The following is a 16,127-nucleotide window of genomic DNA, read 5'->3' as shown; positions in this document are numbered from 1 at the left end:
ATTGCGGTGCTCATTATTTGCGGTCCTTGATCGGGACGAATTCCAGGTCTTCCGGACCCACGTAGTTGGCGCTCGGGCGGATGATCTTGTTGTCGATGCGCTGCTCGATGATGTGGGCGGCCCAGCCCGAGGTACGCGAGATGACGAACAGCGGTGTAAACATCGCCGTCGGCACGCCCATCATGTGGTACGACACGGCCGAGAACCAGTCCAGGTTCGGGAACATGTTCTTGATTTCCCACATGACCGTCTCCAGGCGCTCGGCGATGTCGAACATTTTCGTGGAACCGGCTTCCTGCGACAGCGAACGGGCCACTTCCTTGATGACTTTATTGCGCGGATCGGAAATCGTGTAGACGGGGTGACCGAAGCCGATCACCACTTCCTTGTTGGCCACGCGCTCGCGGATGTCCGCTTCCGCTTCATCGGCGTTGTCGTAGCGTTTCTGGATATCCAGCGCCACTTCGTTCGCGCCGCCGTGTTTCGGGCCGCGCAGCGCGCCGATGGCGCCCGTGATGGCGGAATGGATGTCCGAACCCGTGCCGGCGATGACGCGGCTGGTGAAGGTCGAGGCGTTGAATTCGTGTTCCGCGTACAGGATCAGCGACGTGTGCATGGCTTTTTCCCACGACGCCGACGGCTTTTCGCCATGCAGCAGGTGCAGGAAGTGGCCGCCGATCGAGTCGTCGTCCGTTTCCACTTCGATGCGCTTGCCGTTATGGCTGTAGTGGTACCAGTACAGCAGCATGGAGCCGAACGACGCCATCAGGCGGTCGGCGATGTCGCGCGCGCCCGGCGCGTTATGGTCGTCCTTTTCCGGCAGGGTGCAGCCCAGCACGGACACGCCCGTGCGCATCACGTCCATCGGGTGGGCGGCGGCCGGCAGCGCTTCCAGCGCCAGTTTCACTGCCGACGGCAAGCCGCGCAGGGATTTCAACTTGGCCTTGTAGCCTTTCAGTTCAGCGGCTGTCGGCAGCTTGCCGTGCACCAGCAGGTAGGCGATTTCCTCGAACTCGCAGCTGTCGGCCACGTCCAGGATGTCATAGCCGCGGTAGTGCAAATCGTTGCCGGTCTTGCCGACCGAGCACAGCGCCGTGTTGCCGGCGGTGACGCCGGACAGGGCAACGGATTTTTTAGGCTTGAAAGTGGCGGCTTGCGGTGCGTTCATTGATTTCTCCAAAAATTGACTAGTCTCGGTTGCATCACTGCGGGGCCGGCGTGCGGCCCCTGCTTCTTTACTTTTCTTTACTTATTTCTTTTGCGCGGCAAACAGCGCATCGAGCTTTTGCTCGAAATCGTGATAATTGATCGATTCATACAGCTCCATGCGCGTCTGCATGGTGTCGACGACGTTCTTTTGCGTGCCGTCGCGGCGCAGCGCCTGGTAGACGTTTTCCGCCGCCTTGTTCATGGCGCGGAAGGCCGACAGCGGATACAGGGCCAGGCCCACATGGGCGCTGCGCAATTCGTCCAAGGTGAACAGCGGCGTGGAACCGAATTCCGTGATGTTGGCCAAAATCGGCACGTTGACGGCCTTGGCGAACGTGGCGTACATGTCCAGGTCCGTGATGGCTTCCGGGAAGATCATGTCGGCGCCCGCTTCGACGCAGGCGACGGCGCGTTCCAGCGCCGCTTCCAGGCCATCGACGGCCAGCGCATCGGTGCGCGCCATGATGACGAAGTTCGGGTCCGTACGCGCATCGACGGCCGCCTTGATGCGGTCGACCATTTCTTCCTTGCTCACGATTTCCTTGCCGGGACGGTGGCCGCAGCGCTTGGCGCCCACCTGGTCTTCGATGTGCAGGCCGGCCGCGCCGAACTTGATCATCGATTTCACCGTGCGCGCCACGTTGAAGGCGGAGGAACCGAAGCCCGTGTCGGCGTCGACCAGCAGCGGCAGGTCGCACACGTCGGTGATGCGGCGGATGTCGGTCAGCACGTCGTCCAGGCTGGAAATACCCAGGTCGGGCAAGCCCAGCGAGCCTGCCGCGACGCCGCCGCCGGACAGATAGATGGCTTTATAGCCGGCGCGCTTGGCCAGCAAAGCGTGGTTGGCGTTGATGGCGCCGACGACTTGCAACGGGGATTCTTCCTGAACGGCCTTGCGGAATGCGGCACCTGCGGAGTATTGAGTCATGTGTTCACCTTATGGGTTTCGGATGGTCCCGAATGTTTCACGGAGTGGCTATGAGCATCAGTATTGCAAATGCCGTGCCAGGCCGGCGCGGCGCGGCGAACAACACGTGACGGCAGAGTGAAAACAGGGGACAAGGGGCCAGCCAGCGCTGCTCCGGGGCTGTCACGCCAGGGAACAACGATGTCACGTTTGTCCCGTGCGATGTTTCATTATTGTTTCATAATTTCATTTTGAAACATGATATTGAAACATGCAACAGCGCTGGATGAAAAGATGGGGGCAGGCACACGCGCCGCCGGTAGCGCGCAAAAAAAACAGCCGGCGGATGCCGGCTGCGGGAACACGATGACTGAAAGAGTAGAGAACTAGGCCAGCCGCACCAGCGGGTTGGCGATGATGTTGTCGATCTGGCGCACGGCTTCTTCGCAGGCGGCGGCAATGGCGCCCTCCTCGTCGTCGCGCACGAATTGCATGGTCGAGCCTTCGAATACTTCCAGGCCTTCGGCCGTGGCGCGCTCGATGTCGCAACTGGCCGACCATTTGCCGTCGGTGGTGGGCACGGCCAAGGGAACGATTTCCCAGCCTTTATAGTGAATTTTAGAACTGCTATCCATGGGTGCCTCCTTCGTGACTGACTCAATAGTGGAAATCGTAGCATGAAGCGCGGCTGGCAGCGACGTGTTTCACGCGCCAGCCGTAGTCAGGCTCACTTTCGGGCTAAACGATTTACGCTGGCTCAAGGGCGCAGCAGATTATCGACTTCCGTCCTGGCCACTTGCAGGCCCGCCGTGCAAGCCGTTTCGGGGGCCGCGTAACCGCCCAGGGTGCGGCTGCGCGTGATCGCCTGCGCTTCCGGCTCGCCTTCGCGCTGCAGGCGGTAGGTAAAATCCCATAAATCGTCGTTATCCTTTTGCGGGGTCACGGAAATCGTAAAACCGCGGTACTGTTCGCTGCGTGCAGTGATATCGTTCATGAATTCCTCCTTGGAAGAATGAGGTTACCATGCTGCAAGCGCCGGGGTGCGCACGGCTGTGACGGCCGCATGCCTGCCCCCTTATCTGTTTTTCGCATGTTAAATGTGAATTTACAGCATTTTTTTAGCGAACTCTGGCGATATAATGCCATTCCCTGTCCGTCCCTTGCCGCCGTGATGACTCCACAAATCCAAGCTTTCTTCGACCCCGCCACCGCCACCGTCACCTATATCGTGTATGAGGCCGACGGGCGGGACTGCGCCATCATCGATTCCGTGCTCGACTACGATCCCAAGGCGGGCCGCACCTCCACCGCCTCGGCCGACAAGGTGATCGCCTTCGTGCGCGAACACGGCTTGCAGTGCCGCTGGCTGCTGGAAACCCATGCGCATGCGGATCACCTGTCCGCCGCGCCCTACCTGCAGCAGCAGCTGGGCGGCGACGTGGCCATCGGCGCCGCCATCCAGACGGTGCAGCAGGCGTTCGCCGCCGTCTATCACCAGGGTGCGGCCAAGGCCGACGGCTCGCAGTTCGACCAGCTGTTCGCGCCCGACCAGGTATTCCATATCGGCGCATTGGAAGTGCGCGCGCTGCACGTGCCCGGCCACACGCCGGCCGACCTGGCATACCAGATCGGCGACGCCGTGTTTGTCGGCGACACCCTGTTCATGCCGGACGTGGGCTCGGCCCGCTGCGACTTTCCCGGCGGCTCCGCTGCGCTGCTGTATCGCTCCGCGCAGCGCCTGCTGTCGCTGCCGCCGCAGACCCGGCTGTTCATGTGCCACGACTACCCGCCCAACGGCCGCGAGGCGCGCTGGGAAGTGACGGTGGCCGAACAGCGCGCCGGCAACATCCACTTGCGCGACGGCATCACGGAAGAACAATTCGTGGCCATGCGCACGAGCCGCGACGCCACCCTGGACATGCCGACATTGATCTTGCCCGCCATCCAGGTCAACATCAACGCGGGCAAGCTGCCCGAGCCGGAAGACAATGGCGTGCGCTACCTCAAAATACCGCTGAACGCGATCTGATTCCCCCGGCATTCCCCGCCCGCCGCGCTTCCTTTCTTGACACCACGCAAGTCCCACCTCAGGCAATCCGCATACAGTGCAGATTGCCTGAGTTCGCTTGGGCGCCGCTTTTCATCTTTAACGTTGACGGAGCGCCCGCATGTCGCCCGACCCTACGCTAGCTGGCAATTGCATCCTGCTCGCCGAAGCCGAAGGCACGACCTTGTTCAGCCATGCGCTGCTCCAGGCCGTCACGCGCCTGCCCCGTCCCGGCATCGTCATCTTCGTGCATGGCGTCAATTCCGACGGCGAATGGTATGAGCAGGCCGAACAAGGCCTGTGCGCCGGCCTGAATGCGCGCCTGAAACGCCGCGACGAGGATCTGGCGATCCCGGTCCCGGCGGCCGGACAGATGCAGGCCGCCACCTACGCACGCGAATTGACGGATGACGGTTTCCTCAATCCCAAGCGCAACGCCACCACCTCCCTGCATCCACCAACTTTGCGCCGAGGACTGACGGTGCATAAGTTCATTGCCACGCCGCGCCAGCGACTGGCCTGGGCCCTCGCCACATTTCTCTTCGTCATTTTCCTGGCATGTTGGTCCATCTGGTCGGGCTATGCCGGTCACCAGCATGTCCATTCACCTGGAGACTTCATGAAACAGTTCCTCGCGCTGCCCATGCTGGCCGCCTTCTCCATGTTTGCGCTATTGACGGCCTGCGCCACGCAACCTGCGCCGAAAGAAGAAAGCCTCCCAACAACCACGGCTCACGTTCCCTTCCGGGCACAAGTCGTGGGCCTGCAGTGGCTTAATCCGCTGCAGCGGCTCGACTATCCCACCGAGTGGCAGCTGCTCTGGACGCTCGGCCTGGCCAAACCCAACAAGAATGACGATATGGTCAGGACGGATCCCAGGGGTTTCAGCACCTTGCAGGCAGTCGCCCCCATTGCCCACGATATCGATGGCACGGAAACGTTCAAGGGCTATCACTATAAATATGTGCGGAAATTAACCAGCCTATTTCATGACATTTACTACTCCAGCCCCACCTACTTTTATCGAGTCTATCCGAAAGATCAAAAACAGAACTGGCGCGAACTGGCAGGCATCCGCGTCGAATATGCCCTGCCTGCGGGCAATTTGGACCCAGAAGAGGCAAAAAACACTACACGCGACCGCATTATCGACACCTTCAGCATCGGCAACCCCCACTTCCCCACCCTCTGGACCCGCGCCACCCCGCCCGACGTGCGCATCACCCTGGGCGGCAACAACGCGGGTTTTACCTCACTGAAAGCCGCGCTGGCCTACCTGGAAGCGCATCCGAAGGAAACCGTGTGGGTGATGAACTGGGATGCGCCGAGCCGGCCGAAGACCATGCAGATCAATGAAAACCTGGTGCTGCTGGTGCTGGCCGGCCCCGATTACAAGACGGAGCGCGCGGCGCTGGCGTGGATAGCTTATCCGGCCACGCGCAAGGTGGCCGATTTTGAAGCGGGCAAGGACAAGCCGCCGCGCGCCGTGCAAGCATGGCAGGCCGTGTTTGCCGAAGCGTCGCGCCATGGCGGCAAGACGGAAGAAGACATCGGCTACGTCATCCACGACGCCAGCAAGACCCTGCCCTCGTCATCCGACCGTCTGGGCCAGCTGGCGCAAGCGCTGACCCAGGAAGTACCGGGATTCGACTTCCTGCCGCAGACCTTCAATACGCCGGCCCTGCTGGGCGAAATGGGCGCCGGTACGGCACTGACCAATGTCGCCCTGGGTATCGCCCATGCGAACCACGTCGGCAAGCCCGTGCTGGTGGCGGGCACCAGCGATCCTGACGGCGTCACGGGTGTGCTGGTCTTGCCGCCAGCCACGGTGCGGCCCATCGCCCACGACAAGCCGTGGTTCCGCGCGCGCGGCGAAAACAATGCGTATTTGCCGTGGTGGGGCATCCGGCATGACACGGCGGACAATTTGCAGGGTTACTCGAAATAAGGTCCGAAGTACTGGCCGCCGGCGGGCAGCGACCTTCCCGGCGGCCCGGCCGCGCCGCATACATGGCGTCAAACGCAACAACATAATGTAAATGATGCGCCTTCCGCCATGCCATATCCCTCGATACCATGTAATGACCCCATTCGAGGATCAGCCACGCCATGCATGCACCGTCAAAACCCGCTCCACCCAGCCAGCAGGCGTCCCAGGCCGGCAACGCCACGATGCCCGTGCGCGGCGCGCTTGCCAGCCTGTCCCTGGCGATGCTGCTGCCCGCGCTGGGCACCAGCATCGCCAACGTCGGCCTGCCCGACATGGCCAGGGCCCTGCAGGCACCGTTCCAGGATGTGCAATGGATCGTGCTCGCCTATCTGCTGGCCATCACCGCCCTGATCGTCAGCGTGGGGCGCCTCGGCGACATGGTCGGCCGGCGCCGCCTGCTGCTGGCCGGCATCGCGCTGTTTGCCCTAGCTTCCATCCTGTGCGCGCTGGCGCCCACCTTGTGGCTGCTGGTTGCCGCGCGCGCCCTGCAAGGCCTGGGCGCGTCCATCATGATGGCGCTGACCATGGCCATGGTCGGCAGCACCGTCCCCAAGGCCAGGACGGGCGGCGCCATGGGCCTGCTCGGCACCATGTCCGCCGTCGGCACCACGCTGGGCCCCGCGCTGGGCGGCCTGCTGATCGCGCGCTTCGGCTGGCAAGCCATTTTCCTCGTCAACGTGCCGCTGGCCGGCCTGGCGCTGCTGCTGGCCTGGCGCTACCTGCCGGCGGACCAGCGCGACGCGCACGCCAGACGGCCCGTGTTCGACCACCGCGGCACCGTGCTGCTGGCGCTGACCCTGGCCGCCTATGCGCTGGCCATGACCCTGGGCCGCGGCCATTTCGGCGTGCGCAACGCGGCGCTGCTGCTGGCCGCCTGCGTCGGCGCCATCCTGTTCGTCCGGGTCGAGCTGAAGGCGCCGGCGCCGCTGATACGCCTGGCCGTGCTGCGCGCGCCCATGCTCAGCGCCGGCCTGGCGACCAGCATGCTGGTGGCGACGGTGATGATGTCCACCCTGGTAGTCGGCCCCTTCTACCTGGCGCGCGGCCTGGGCCTTGGCACGGCCGTTACCGGCATGGTGCTGGCGGCGGGGCCGCTGGTGGCGGCGTTCTCCGGCGTGCCGTCCGGCTGGCTGGTGGACCGCTACGGCGCGCAGCGCATGGGCGGCGCGGGCCTGTGCGGCGCGGCCGCCGCCTGCCTGGCGCTGGCCCTCCTGCCCGCCAGCCTGGGCATTCCCGGCTACGTCGCGCCGATCATGCTGCTCACGGCCAGCTATGCGCTGTTCCAGGCAGCCAACAATACGGCCGTCATGGGCGATATCGTTGCCGAGCAGCGCGGCGTCATTTCCGGCATGCTCAATTTGTCGCGCAATCTGGGCCTCGTCACGGGCGCCTCCGTGATGGGCGCCATCTTCGCTGCCGGTGCCGGCGATATCGCCAGCGCCCGGCCAGCCGCCATGATCGGCGGCATGCACGCCACCTTTGGCGTGGCCAGCGCGCTGATACTCGCCGCGCTGGTCATTTTCGTGCTTGGCCGCACCCTGAGCAAAACTGGAGACCCCGCATGATACGCACCCGTGCAATCGCACTCCTGCCGGTTTCGCTACGACTACCGCTGCTGCTGGCCCTGGCCTGCGGCGCCACCCTGTCCGGCTGCTGCTGGCCCTGAGCTGGCGCGCCGGCGGCGTCAGCCGGCGTTGATCCGGGCCGCGCAAGCGTCGACCACGCAGCCGCGCAGCCAGCGGTGGGCAGGGTCGGCATCCATGCGCGGATGCCACATCAGCGACACGGTCAGGTCGGGCATGCGCAGCGGCAGCGCAAAGCTGAACATGCCGGCGCGCAGATTGCCCGTATGCCGCTCCGGCACGGTGGCGATCAGGTCGGAGCCGGCGGCCAGCGCCAGCGCCGCCGTAAAGCCGCCGACGATGCTGGCGATCGTGCGCTGCAATCCCAGCGCGGCCAGCGCGTCGTCCATCGGCCCCGCCTCCTGGTCGCGCCGCGCCACCAGCACGTGCCGGCCGGCCGCATAGCGCTCGGCGCTGATGTCGCCCTGCGCCAGCGGATGGCCGCTGCGCACCACGCCCACGAAACGGTCGCCGAACAGCCTGCGCGTGCGCACTTCCGGGCTGGTGAGGCTGCCGATCACGCCCGTTTCCAGGTCGATGCTGCCCTCGCGCAACTGCACGCTTTCGCGGTCGAGCTTTTGCACGAAACGCAGACGCACGCCTGGCGCTTGCGCGCCGATATGCGCGAGCAGCGCCGGGCCGAAGTTTTCCACGAAACCGTCGCTCGAACGCAGCGTAAACGTTTGCGCCAGCTGGCGCGGATCCAGCTGCTGCGCCGGCCCCAGCACGGCCAGCACTTCGCCCAGCAGGGGAGCGACTCTTGCGCGCAGCTCCAGCGCACGCGGCGTGGGCACCAGTTCACGGCCGGCGCGCACCAGCAGCGGATCGCCCGTCGTCTCGCGCAGGCGCGCCAGGGCGCGGCTCATGGCCGATGGACTCAAACGCAAGCGCCGCGCCGCGCGCGTGACGCTGCCTTCGGCCAGCAGGACATCGAGGGTGATCAACAGATTCAGATCGGGTAGCGACATGGTGTTTACCTTGGCATGCATTGCTGGCGCCAAGTTGCCGGCGCCAGCACTGGCGCTTACTCGCCCTGCTCCGGCGCGCGGCCGATCTCGCCGTCGATATTGGCCAGGAACCAGGCCAGCGACGACATCAGCGCCACGTTGCGCTTCAGGTTTTCCGGGTCGACCTTGTCCAGCGTGTCGGCCGCCGTGTGGTGGTAGTGGAAGTAACTGTGGCTGTCCACCAGCGGCTCGAAACTCGGTACGCCGCCCGTTTCCAGGCGGTGCAAGTCGCCCGTGCCCAGCGCATCGCGGCGCGTGAAGGCGTGCGCGCCCATCGGCAGCAGGGCCGCGCGCAGGGGCGCGAACAGTTTTTCCGACTTCGGCCCCACGCTGGCGAGGATGCCGAACGGGCGGCCGGCGCCGCTATCCATCTCGATGGCTGCGTACTGCTTGCCGAGCGCCTGCTTGTGGGCCTCGAAATAGGCCTGGCCGCCGCGCCCGCCGTTTTCCTCGTTCATCCAGGCGATCACGCGGATGGTGCGGCGCGGACGGTAGTCGAGCTTTTTCAGGGTTTCCACCACGCCCATGGCTGCTACCACGCCGGCGCCGTCGTCGTGCGCGCCCGTCGCCAGGTCCCAGGAATCGAGGTGGCCCGAGACCACCACCACTTCGTCGGCCTTGTCCGTGCCCGGCCAGTCGGCGATGACGTTGTAGCTGTCCGCTTCCGGCAGGTTTTGCGGCGTCAGCGTCAGGTGCAGTTTCAAGGGGCCGCGCGCGGCCAGGCGGCCCATCAGCAAGGCGTCTTCCACGGTGACGGCGGCGGCGGGAATGCGTTTATTCTCGTCCAGGCCCGTGGCGCCCGCGTGCGGGATGCGGAAGTCGGCACCGCCCACCGAGCGCACCAGCGCGGCGGCCGCGCCCAGATCGGCCGCCGCCTTCGGCCCGAGGAAGCGCGCGCGCGAACCCTGGCCATAGGTGACGCCGGCCAGACCGCGCTCGGCCATCTCCTGGTCGAACGGCGTGTCGATCAGCACGATGGCGCCCTTCACTTCCGACGCGCGCGCCTTGAGTTCATCCAGGCTCCTGACGATGATCACGGGCGCCGTCAGGCCGGCGGCCGGCGTGGCGCCGGAGCCGCCCAGGGCGGTGAGCACCACGCGCTGCGACACGCCCTGAGGACGCCCCGCGTAATCGACGATTTCCGCCGTTTCCACGCCGCGCACCCAGTGCGGCACTTTCACGGGCTGCAAGGTGACGGTGGCGCCCAGCCGGCGCATGGTGTCGGCCACCTGCTGCACGGCGGCCGCCGCGCCGGCGGACCCGGACAGGCGCGGGCCGATCAGATCCGTCATGTCGGCCAGGCGGGCGTACGCCCAGTCGCTTTGCAGCGCGGTGTCGCGCACCTGCGCCAGCGCTTGCGGCGCATTGCCCGGCGCGGCGGCAAAGGCGCCGGCGCTGACGATGCAGCCAAGGGCAAGGGATACGGCGGAACGGCGCAGTGGCGCGCCAGTCAGGATGCTATGCATGTGTTCAAATCCAGTCAACGAGGTCGAAGCGGGTACGCCGTGGCCATGGGCAAGGCGCGACTTTTTCTACGATAGCGTATTTATTCTGTCATTGCAGCAACTTTTACGGGATCGATTGCCTCGCCCCCCAGAGTCGATTACCATCAGAATCGTGATCGCTACCGGAAACCGCCATGCTCAAGGGAACACTCTGTACCGTCCGGCATTTGCAGGCCGCCGACCTGAATACCTATATTTCCCTCGTCAACGACCTGCCCTCGCGCGGCGAATTTTTCTCGATGCAATTCAAGTCGCCCGAGGCCATGCGGCGCGACTTCCTGCAATCGGGCTTCGTGACCGAGGACAGCGAATTGTTCCTCATCGAAGACCACGCCCAGCACATCATCGGCACGATCACGCACTTCAAGAGCCGCACGCCAGCCTCGCGCGAGATCGGCTACCGCCTGTTCGACCGGCAGCGGGATGGACGCGGCTACATCAGCGAAGCGACGCGCCTGCTGGTCGACTACCTGTTCAACGCCTATCCGTATCACCGGCTGGAGCTGCTGATGGACCCGCTGAACATCGGTTCCGAGCGCATCGCGCAAAAGAACGGCTTTACCCAGGAAGGCTTGCTGCGCCAGGCCTTCTTTATCAATGGCGTGATGCGCGATGTCAAAATGTACAGCCTGCTGCGTCCCGAATGGCAGGCGCGCCTGCGCTGACTTGTTACGGCCGGGGCAGGATTGTAATAAGTTGTATTAGACATGGAACACGGTTGCGACAGCAGATATAGTCCAGTCCATGCAGATCATTGTGATCTCGCCGGAATGGAAGGAAATGCCATGTTGAACAAGAAACTCCTGGGTGCGGTAATGGTAGCGGCAGTGGCTGTGTCTTCGGCCGCAGTCGCCGGTGACCGCGACTTCAATACCGTTGCAGGCGCCGTTGTCGGAGCGGCCATTGGCAACAGCACCGGCGGCCGCAATGGCGCGATCGTCGGTGGCGTGCTGGGCGCGGCCGTCGGCAACAGCATCAGCACGAACGACCGTTATTACGACCGTGGCGGCTATCGCGGCGGCTACCGCGAAACCTATTATGCGCCGGCGCCGCAGCCCGTGTACTACGCCCCTGCCCCGCAGCCCGTGTATTACGCACCGCCACCGCGCTACTACGGCCCGCCGGCTGTCGTCTACGTGCAACCGGGCCGCGGCTACTACCGCGACCATGGCCGCCGCGACTACTATGACCGCGGAGACTACCATGACCATGGCCGTGGCTGGGGCCATCGCCGTTAAGCAGCGCCCTGCACTTGCCCCATGAAAAACCTGCGCCAGCCTGCTGACGCAGGTTTTTTTGCGTGAAAGGCAAGGTATCGCCCCTGCACAATATCGGCTAAGCTGTGTCCTATGATCAACATTGCTGGCCGCCTGGACCGCACCAACCGATGCATTTAATCAAAGACGAGCTCGACTTCGGCCCCTGGCTCGACGCCGCCGCCGGCACCAGCGTGGGCGCCGGCCCCCTGCCGCGCCGCGAAAACCAGGACAACTTCCTGCTGATCGATGCCAGCGGCCACGCCGTCTGCCTGTCGCGGCAGGCGCCGTTCCACTGCCAGGTGCCGGGCTGGCCGCGCGGCCACGTGCGCGCAGCCGTGCTCGACGGCATGGGCGGCCACGGCCACGGACGCGAAGCGGCGGAAGCGGCCGTGCAAGGCTTGCTGGCCATGCCCGCCTATCTTGACACGGCCAGCCTGGCCGCCAGGCTCGACGCGCTGCACACGCGGCTGCAGGACAGTTTCGCCCAGGCCGCGCCAGCCCAGGCGCGTCCGCCCGGCACCACCCTGACCCTGCTGGAAGTGCCGCCCGGCGAAGCGCCGCTGCTGTATCACGTGGGCGATTCGCGCCTGTACGAAATTGCCGACGGGGCTGCCAGCATCCTCACCGTGGACCACGTGCCGGCCACCGTGTACGCCATGCGCGGCGCGCTCGACGAGGCGCGCTGGCGGGCCGCCGTGCACGGCGAACACCACCCGCAAATCTCGCAGGCATTCATTTTAGGCAACGCCATCGGCGACAGCTTGCAGCTCGACAAGCCTTTGCGCGGCCTCGATGCGGCCATCTTGCCGCCCTTCCTCGCGCACCTGGGCGACCGCCGCGTGCTGCGCGTGCGCCCCGGCGCCCACTATCTGCTGGCCAGCGACGGCTTCTGGGCCTGCGAGGACCCGTTGGCCCTTACGGCCCGCTGGCCCGCCTTGTGCGCCGGCAAGACTGCGGCACAAGCCGTCAGCGCCCTGTTCGACGATTTCCTCTCGCATCCTCCCAAAGGCTTGCATAGCGACAACATTACCGTGCTGGCGCTGCGCTTCGATGCGGAATTCACCGCCCCAGCCGGCTAGCTGCCAGGTAGCCGGCCGTCGCCGACACGGACGACAGCACGGCGCCCCAGGCCATGTCGATCGCCGTCAAGGCCAGCGGCCAGTCGCGCAAGGTCGCATAGTTGCTCAAATCATAGGTGCCGTAGGCCAGCAGGCCCAGCAGCGCGCCCAGCACTGCCGCCGTGCGCCCGCGGCGCGCACGCAAGCCCGGCAAAATGGCGAAAACCAGCAATCCCGCCACGTACAGCAGATAAAACAGCGTCGCCGGCGCCCAGCGGGGAGACTCCGCCAGCAGCGGCCCCAGCGCCGCAGCGTACACCGGCTTCATCAGCACTGCCAGCCACAGGGCATCGATGGCCAGGAATACGCACAGGGTGGCGCCATAGGCAATGGCAAGCTGGAGCGGACGTTGGGCAGGCATGGTCGTCTTTCGAAGTCAGGCGGCATCGGGGGAACGGCTGTGCCAGCATAATACAAAACGCCTTCCAGATCTTGCCGCAGGCATCACCATGCGCGACCGGCGTCCACGCGCATGGCTGGAAAACCTGTTTCATACAATATCAAAATAACATATCCAGAAAGACATAAAATGTGTTTTTGAGCAATAGTTTCCATGAGATATATTGCGAGGTGTGACCAGGGACATGAATTTGGACAAAAAGAGCGCATTCCGCTGCCGTGAAAGTTGCCAAGCAAGCGCAAAAGCGCGTAAGCTCTCATGTATAACAGAGGGCAAAATGTCCCCGCTCGATTCGAGTCAGAATGTCATGAAAAAATGCAGCAACCCGGAGCACCCGCACTGTACGTTCTGGGTCTTGCCTGGGGAAACAGTCTGCGCGGGCAACCACCCGCAAGCGACGACCGCCCCCAGCAGCTACGACCTGTTGACCGCACTGCGCAGCGCCCGTTCCGAGCCATCGGCAACGGCGCTTCCGCACGCCCCTGCTGCTGACGCTGTTACCGCACCGCTGACGGGCGCAGTCGCGCCAGCGCTGCCCACCCGCATTTCCGCGGCGATGCCGGCTTCCACGCCTGCTGCCACCGCTGCCGCCCACGCCGCCTACCAGCCCGTGCAAGCCCACCTGCACATCAGCGGCTTCGATCCCCGCGCAGCAGGCGGACGGCAAACCCTGAAGATGGAATTGCGCGGCATGAGCGCCGCCTGCGCGCCGCAGCTGACCTTGCGCCTGCGCTCGGACCTGATCCCCCGCGGCCAGGTGCAGCATGATTTCGTGCGCGCCACGCGCGGCGACTGGCGTCCCGTGTTTGTCGAGTTTTCCTCACGCAACAAGGAACACGGGCAATACCAGATCGAAGTCGAAGTGCACAGCCACGTCGATGGCGCCGTGGCGCAGAAATGGGTGTGCACCTTTGTCATCCTCGTGCCGCGCCGCGACGCCACCCTGACGGAAATCCACCAGATCTTCCTCAGCACGCATAAAAACGTGCGCGTGATGGCCGACGACGCCTCGATCGCCCGCGTGACGGGCGGCGACGGCTGCAACCTCGACGTGACGGCGCGCAATGCCGGCATCGCCCACGTGGATCTGTCTGCGCCGCAGGGCAAGATCGACATGGGTTTTACCACCATCGCCTGGGACGAGGAATTGATCGAAGTCGATCTGCCCGCCGCCAGCCACTGCCATCCGCACCCGAGCCAGGCCGCCTGCCTCGTCAATGCGGCGCCGGAAGCGGGCGAACAGCGCCAGATCCGCCTGTTCGCGCTGGAAGAATGCATGCTGGGGCGTTTTGAGCTGGTGGACCCGGAAGCCGATGTGCTGCTTAGCCATTTCAGCCCCGACGGCCAGGACAACAATGGCTTGACGCGCCGCCTGTCGGGCCGCCACGCCATCATCCGGCGCGGCCAGCAAGGCTTTGAAATCGAGGATGTGTCGCGCTACGGCGTGCTGCTCGATGGCGTGTGGCCCGGCAAGCACAAGCCCGTGGCCCTGCGCCTGGGCATGCGCATCGAATTATCTGCCAGCATCAAGGGCATCGTCGTACTCAGCGTCACGGCCCTGCTCGCGCACGGCGTGATCCTGCACCGCATCGACCACGGCGCCCGTGCCGAGTGTTTTTACCTGCTGCTGCCGGAAGCCCAGCCTGCGCCGGCCAGCCACCTTGCCACGCCGCAAGCCAGCTGCCTGCCCGTGCTATTCCACCGCAATGGCGGTTTCTGGCACCTGGACACGGCCAGCGGCAAGGAAACCGCGCTGGCGCCCGCCACCGCGCTCGACAAGCTCAGCGGCTTCGCGCGGCACAACCGCTTCGCCAGCGAACCGTATCCGGAATGCTGGATCATCCGCACCGAAGGCGCGGCCCTGTGCGATAGCACCATGCAAACTGCCTGATACAACGCCTCCCGCCACCTGACCGCTAGCGTCTGAAAAATGGTCAGAGCAAGGCGCGCTGCCGAAGACAGTACGAATGTACGGCAAGGCAGTGCAACGCAGCTATGGCCTTTTTTCGGACGCTAGCGTGGCACCAGCACGAGAAAAATCATCGACAGGCCCAGTATAAACACCGCTTCCAGCGTGAATACGATGGCGGGAATCTGTAATTCGCGTGGGATTTTCATGGCGAAACCTCTTCAAAAACGCAGCACTGCTTTCAGCATAGCGCGCCCGGCGCCGATTACATTATCAGCCGCACAACACACTTGACCGGCCGGCATGAGTTGCCGAGTTCGCTGGCCAGGCTATTCCGACACACAATTTAACAATTCAATCGCCGATATTCTGCAAATAGCACCCCTTCCTGCCCCTGCATACTGTATATTCATCCAGTTAATATTTTCCTGAACTTCGCACAGCGCCCGCACGGCGTTTTACATTTCCTATGGCTTCCAACAAAGCGCATCACGCAACCGGTTGGGCTGCCGGCGTGATCGCCGCAGCCCTGGTCGCGCACGCTGGCGCCGGCGGCCCCTATCAAGTGCTGAGCATGCTCGCCTTTGTCATGGGCGCGCTGGGCGGTACGGCGCCGGACTGGCTGGAAGTGGCCTGGTGGGCGCGCACGCACCGGCTGTGGATCACGCACCGCACGTGGACGCACTGGGGCTTGGCGTGGATCGCCCTGCTCGTCTACACGTGGATGCAATTGCCGCACCACCTGTGGGCGCCGCCCCTGTTCGGCTTTGCGGCCGGCGGCATCATGCATTTGCTGGCCGACTGGCCCAATCCGCTGGGCGTGCCGTGGATCTTCCGCCGCCACTCGCTGCGCTGGTGGAAAAGCGGCCGCCACGACATCATCGTCATCATCGCCGCCTGGCTGGCCGCCACCGTCGTGGCCGACCACGTGTTTTTTGACGGCATCCATCTGCGCCGCACCGTGCTGGCGCTTGAGGGCCTGCTGCACTGGTCCGCTGGGGCACTGCAGACGGCCTGGGCAAATCTGCAACAATGGCAGCTGCGCTGGCGTCTGGGCGGCGACGCCAATTGACGCCGGCGGCGTGGCAATGTGATAATGAGTATCATTCTCAAACAGCCCAGCCAGCCGGCACCCCGCGTTCCGTCAGCCCAGC

The 16,127-nt window shown here is 64.6% G+C and carries 15 protein-coding genes; 8 read left to right on the top strand and 7 right to left on the bottom strand.

Annotation, left to right across the window (positions count from 1 at the left end; translation table 11 throughout):
- Positions 1-13: 13 nt before the first annotated feature.
- The 4 genes from prpC to OX459_RS08280 all read right to left on the bottom strand — a co-directional run bounded on the left by prpC (position 14) and on the right by OX459_RS08280 (position 3,110).
- The gene (prpC, locus tag OX459_RS08295) at positions 14-1,168 is read right to left on the bottom strand and encodes a 2-methylcitrate synthase (RefSeq protein WP_251348232.1); all 1,155 of its coding nucleotides are present in this window, start codon (positions 1,166-1,168) and stop codon (positions 14-16) included.
- A gap of 81 nt (positions 1,169-1,249) precedes the next feature.
- Positions 1,250-2,137, bottom strand: a complete 888-nt coding sequence (gene prpB, locus OX459_RS08290; RefSeq protein ID WP_034783951.1) for a methylisocitrate lyase — start codon at positions 2,135-2,137, stop codon at positions 1,250-1,252.
- Positions 2,138-2,502: 365 nt separating this feature from the next.
- Complete coding sequence (locus tag OX459_RS08285; protein WP_034783948.1) at positions 2,503-2,751, bottom strand: hypothetical protein; 249 nt, start codon at positions 2,749-2,751, stop codon at positions 2,503-2,505.
- A 122-nt stretch (positions 2,752-2,873) separates the two neighbouring features.
- Positions 2,874-3,110, bottom strand: coding sequence for a hypothetical protein (locus tag OX459_RS08280; RefSeq protein ID WP_099667425.1), 237 nt, complete (start codon positions 3,108-3,110; stop codon positions 2,874-2,876).
- 177 nt (positions 3,111-3,287) lie between these two features.
- Between OX459_RS08280 and OX459_RS08275 the strand changes: the two genes are divergently transcribed.
- From OX459_RS08275 to OX459_RS08265, 3 genes are all read left to right on the top strand, one after another.
- Positions 3,288-4,145 carry an MBL fold metallo-hydrolase gene (locus OX459_RS08275; RefSeq protein WP_251348231.1) on the top strand — a complete coding sequence of 286 codons (858 nt, stop codon included), beginning with the start codon at positions 3,288-3,290 and terminating at the stop codon, positions 4,143-4,145.
- A gap of 139 nt (positions 4,146-4,284) precedes the next feature.
- On the top strand, positions 4,285-6,111 hold the full coding sequence (locus tag OX459_RS08270; protein WP_289904544.1) for a virulence factor: 1,827 nt from the start codon (positions 4,285-4,287) through the stop codon (positions 6,109-6,111).
- A gap of 161 nt (positions 6,112-6,272) precedes the next feature.
- Positions 6,273-7,718: an MFS transporter gene (locus OX459_RS08265; RefSeq protein WP_289904543.1), complete on the top strand. Its 1,446-nt coding sequence runs from the start codon at positions 6,273-6,275 to the stop codon at positions 7,716-7,718.
- A 119-nt stretch (positions 7,719-7,837) separates the two neighbouring features.
- On the opposite strand, the gene OX459_RS08260 is transcribed toward OX459_RS08265, so the two are convergent.
- Together OX459_RS08260 and OX459_RS08255 are read right to left on the bottom strand one after the other, a co-directional pair.
- A complete protein-coding gene (locus OX459_RS08260) occupies positions 7,838-8,743 on the bottom strand; it encodes a LysR family transcriptional regulator (protein ID WP_289904542.1) in 906 nt (301 codons plus the stop codon).
- A gap of 56 nt (positions 8,744-8,799) precedes the next feature.
- Entirely contained in the window at positions 8,800-10,248 is a 1,449-nt protein-coding gene (locus OX459_RS08255; RefSeq protein WP_289904540.1) for a M20/M25/M40 family metallo-hydrolase, read from the bottom strand.
- Between the two features lie 173 nt (positions 10,249-10,421).
- Between OX459_RS08255 and OX459_RS08250 the strand changes: the two genes are divergently transcribed.
- The 3 genes from OX459_RS08250 (at position 10,422) to OX459_RS08240 (ending at position 12,625) form a co-directional block, all read left to right on the top strand.
- Positions 10,422-10,952 (top strand): GNAT family protein, encoded by a 531-nt coding sequence (locus tag OX459_RS08250; RefSeq protein ID WP_099378762.1) that lies wholly within the window; start codon positions 10,422-10,424, stop codon positions 10,950-10,952.
- A 120-nt stretch (positions 10,953-11,072) separates the two neighbouring features.
- A complete protein-coding gene (locus OX459_RS08245) occupies positions 11,073-11,525 on the top strand; it encodes a glycine zipper domain-containing protein (RefSeq protein ID WP_099667421.1) in 453 nt (150 codons plus the stop codon).
- Positions 11,526-11,674: 149 nt separating this feature from the next.
- Positions 11,675-12,625, top strand: coding sequence for a protein phosphatase 2C domain-containing protein (locus tag OX459_RS08240; RefSeq protein WP_289904539.1), 951 nt, complete (start codon positions 11,675-11,677; stop codon positions 12,623-12,625).
- Here the strand turns inward: OX459_RS08240 and OX459_RS08235 are convergent.
- On the bottom strand, positions 12,606-13,025 hold the full coding sequence (locus OX459_RS08235) for a DUF2177 family protein (RefSeq protein WP_099667419.1): 420 nt from the start codon (positions 13,023-13,025) through the stop codon (positions 12,606-12,608). The genes OX459_RS08240 and OX459_RS08235 overlap by 20 nt on opposite strands.
- Before the next feature lie 346 nt (positions 13,026-13,371).
- Between OX459_RS08235 and OX459_RS08230 the strand changes: the two genes are divergently transcribed.
- Positions 13,372-14,955 (top strand): FHA domain-containing protein, encoded by a 1,584-nt coding sequence (locus OX459_RS08230; protein ID WP_289904537.1) that lies wholly within the window; start codon positions 13,372-13,374, stop codon positions 14,953-14,955.
- 487 nt (positions 14,956-15,442) lie between these two features.
- Positions 15,443-16,045 (top strand): metal-dependent hydrolase, encoded by a 603-nt coding sequence (locus OX459_RS08225; RefSeq protein ID WP_289904535.1) that lies wholly within the window; start codon positions 15,443-15,445, stop codon positions 16,043-16,045.
- Positions 16,046-16,127 lie beyond the last annotated feature (82 nt).

It is taken from the genome of Janthinobacterium sp. SUN026 (assembly GCF_030397625.1).
Classification (GTDB): domain Bacteria; phylum Pseudomonadota; class Gammaproteobacteria; order Burkholderiales; family Burkholderiaceae_D; genus Janthinobacterium; species Janthinobacterium kumbetense.
This window is presented reverse-complemented; position numbering and strand designations above follow the sequence as displayed.

Coding starts and splice junctions, on each gene's coding strand:
- OX459_RS08270 (WP_289904544.1), top strand. CDS start 4,285: ATGTCGCCCGACCCTACGCTAGCTGGCAATTGCATCCTGCTCGCCGAA.
- OX459_RS08265 (WP_289904543.1), top strand. CDS start 6,273: ATGCATGCACCGTCAAAACCCGCTCCACCCAGCCAGCAGGCGTCCCAG.
- OX459_RS08250 (WP_099378762.1), top strand. CDS start 10,422: ATGCTCAAGGGAACACTCTGTACCGTCCGGCATTTGCAGGCCGCCGAC.
- OX459_RS08230 (WP_289904537.1), top strand. CDS start 13,372: ATGAAAAAATGCAGCAACCCGGAGCACCCGCACTGTACGTTCTGGGTC.
- OX459_RS08255 (WP_289904540.1), bottom strand. CDS start 10,248: ATGCATAGCATCCTGACTGGCGCGCCACTGCGCCGTTCCGCCGTATCC.
- OX459_RS08280 (WP_099667425.1), bottom strand. CDS start 3,110: ATGAACGATATCACTGCACGCAGCGAACAGTACCGCGGTTTTACGATT.
- OX459_RS08275 (WP_251348231.1), top strand. CDS start 3,288: ATGACTCCACAAATCCAAGCTTTCTTCGACCCCGCCACCGCCACCGTC.
- OX459_RS08235 (WP_099667419.1), bottom strand. CDS start 13,025: ATGCCTGCCCAACGTCCGCTCCAGCTTGCCATTGCCTATGGCGCCACC.
- OX459_RS08225 (WP_289904535.1), top strand. CDS start 15,443: ATGGCTTCCAACAAAGCGCATCACGCAACCGGTTGGGCTGCCGGCGTG.
- OX459_RS08245 (WP_099667421.1), top strand. CDS start 11,073: ATGTTGAACAAGAAACTCCTGGGTGCGGTAATGGTAGCGGCAGTGGCT.
- prpB (WP_034783951.1), bottom strand. CDS start 2,137: ATGACTCAATACTCCGCAGGTGCCGCATTCCGCAAGGCCGTTCAGGAA.
- prpC (WP_251348232.1), bottom strand. CDS start 1,168: ATGAACGCACCGCAAGCCGCCACTTTCAAGCCTAAAAAATCCGTTGCC.
- OX459_RS08285 (WP_034783948.1), bottom strand. CDS start 2,751: ATGGATAGCAGTTCTAAAATTCACTATAAAGGCTGGGAAATCGTTCCC.
- OX459_RS08260 (WP_289904542.1), bottom strand. CDS start 8,743: ATGTCGCTACCCGATCTGAATCTGTTGATCACCCTCGATGTCCTGCTG.
- OX459_RS08240 (WP_289904539.1), top strand. CDS start 11,675: ATGCATTTAATCAAAGACGAGCTCGACTTCGGCCCCTGGCTCGACGCC.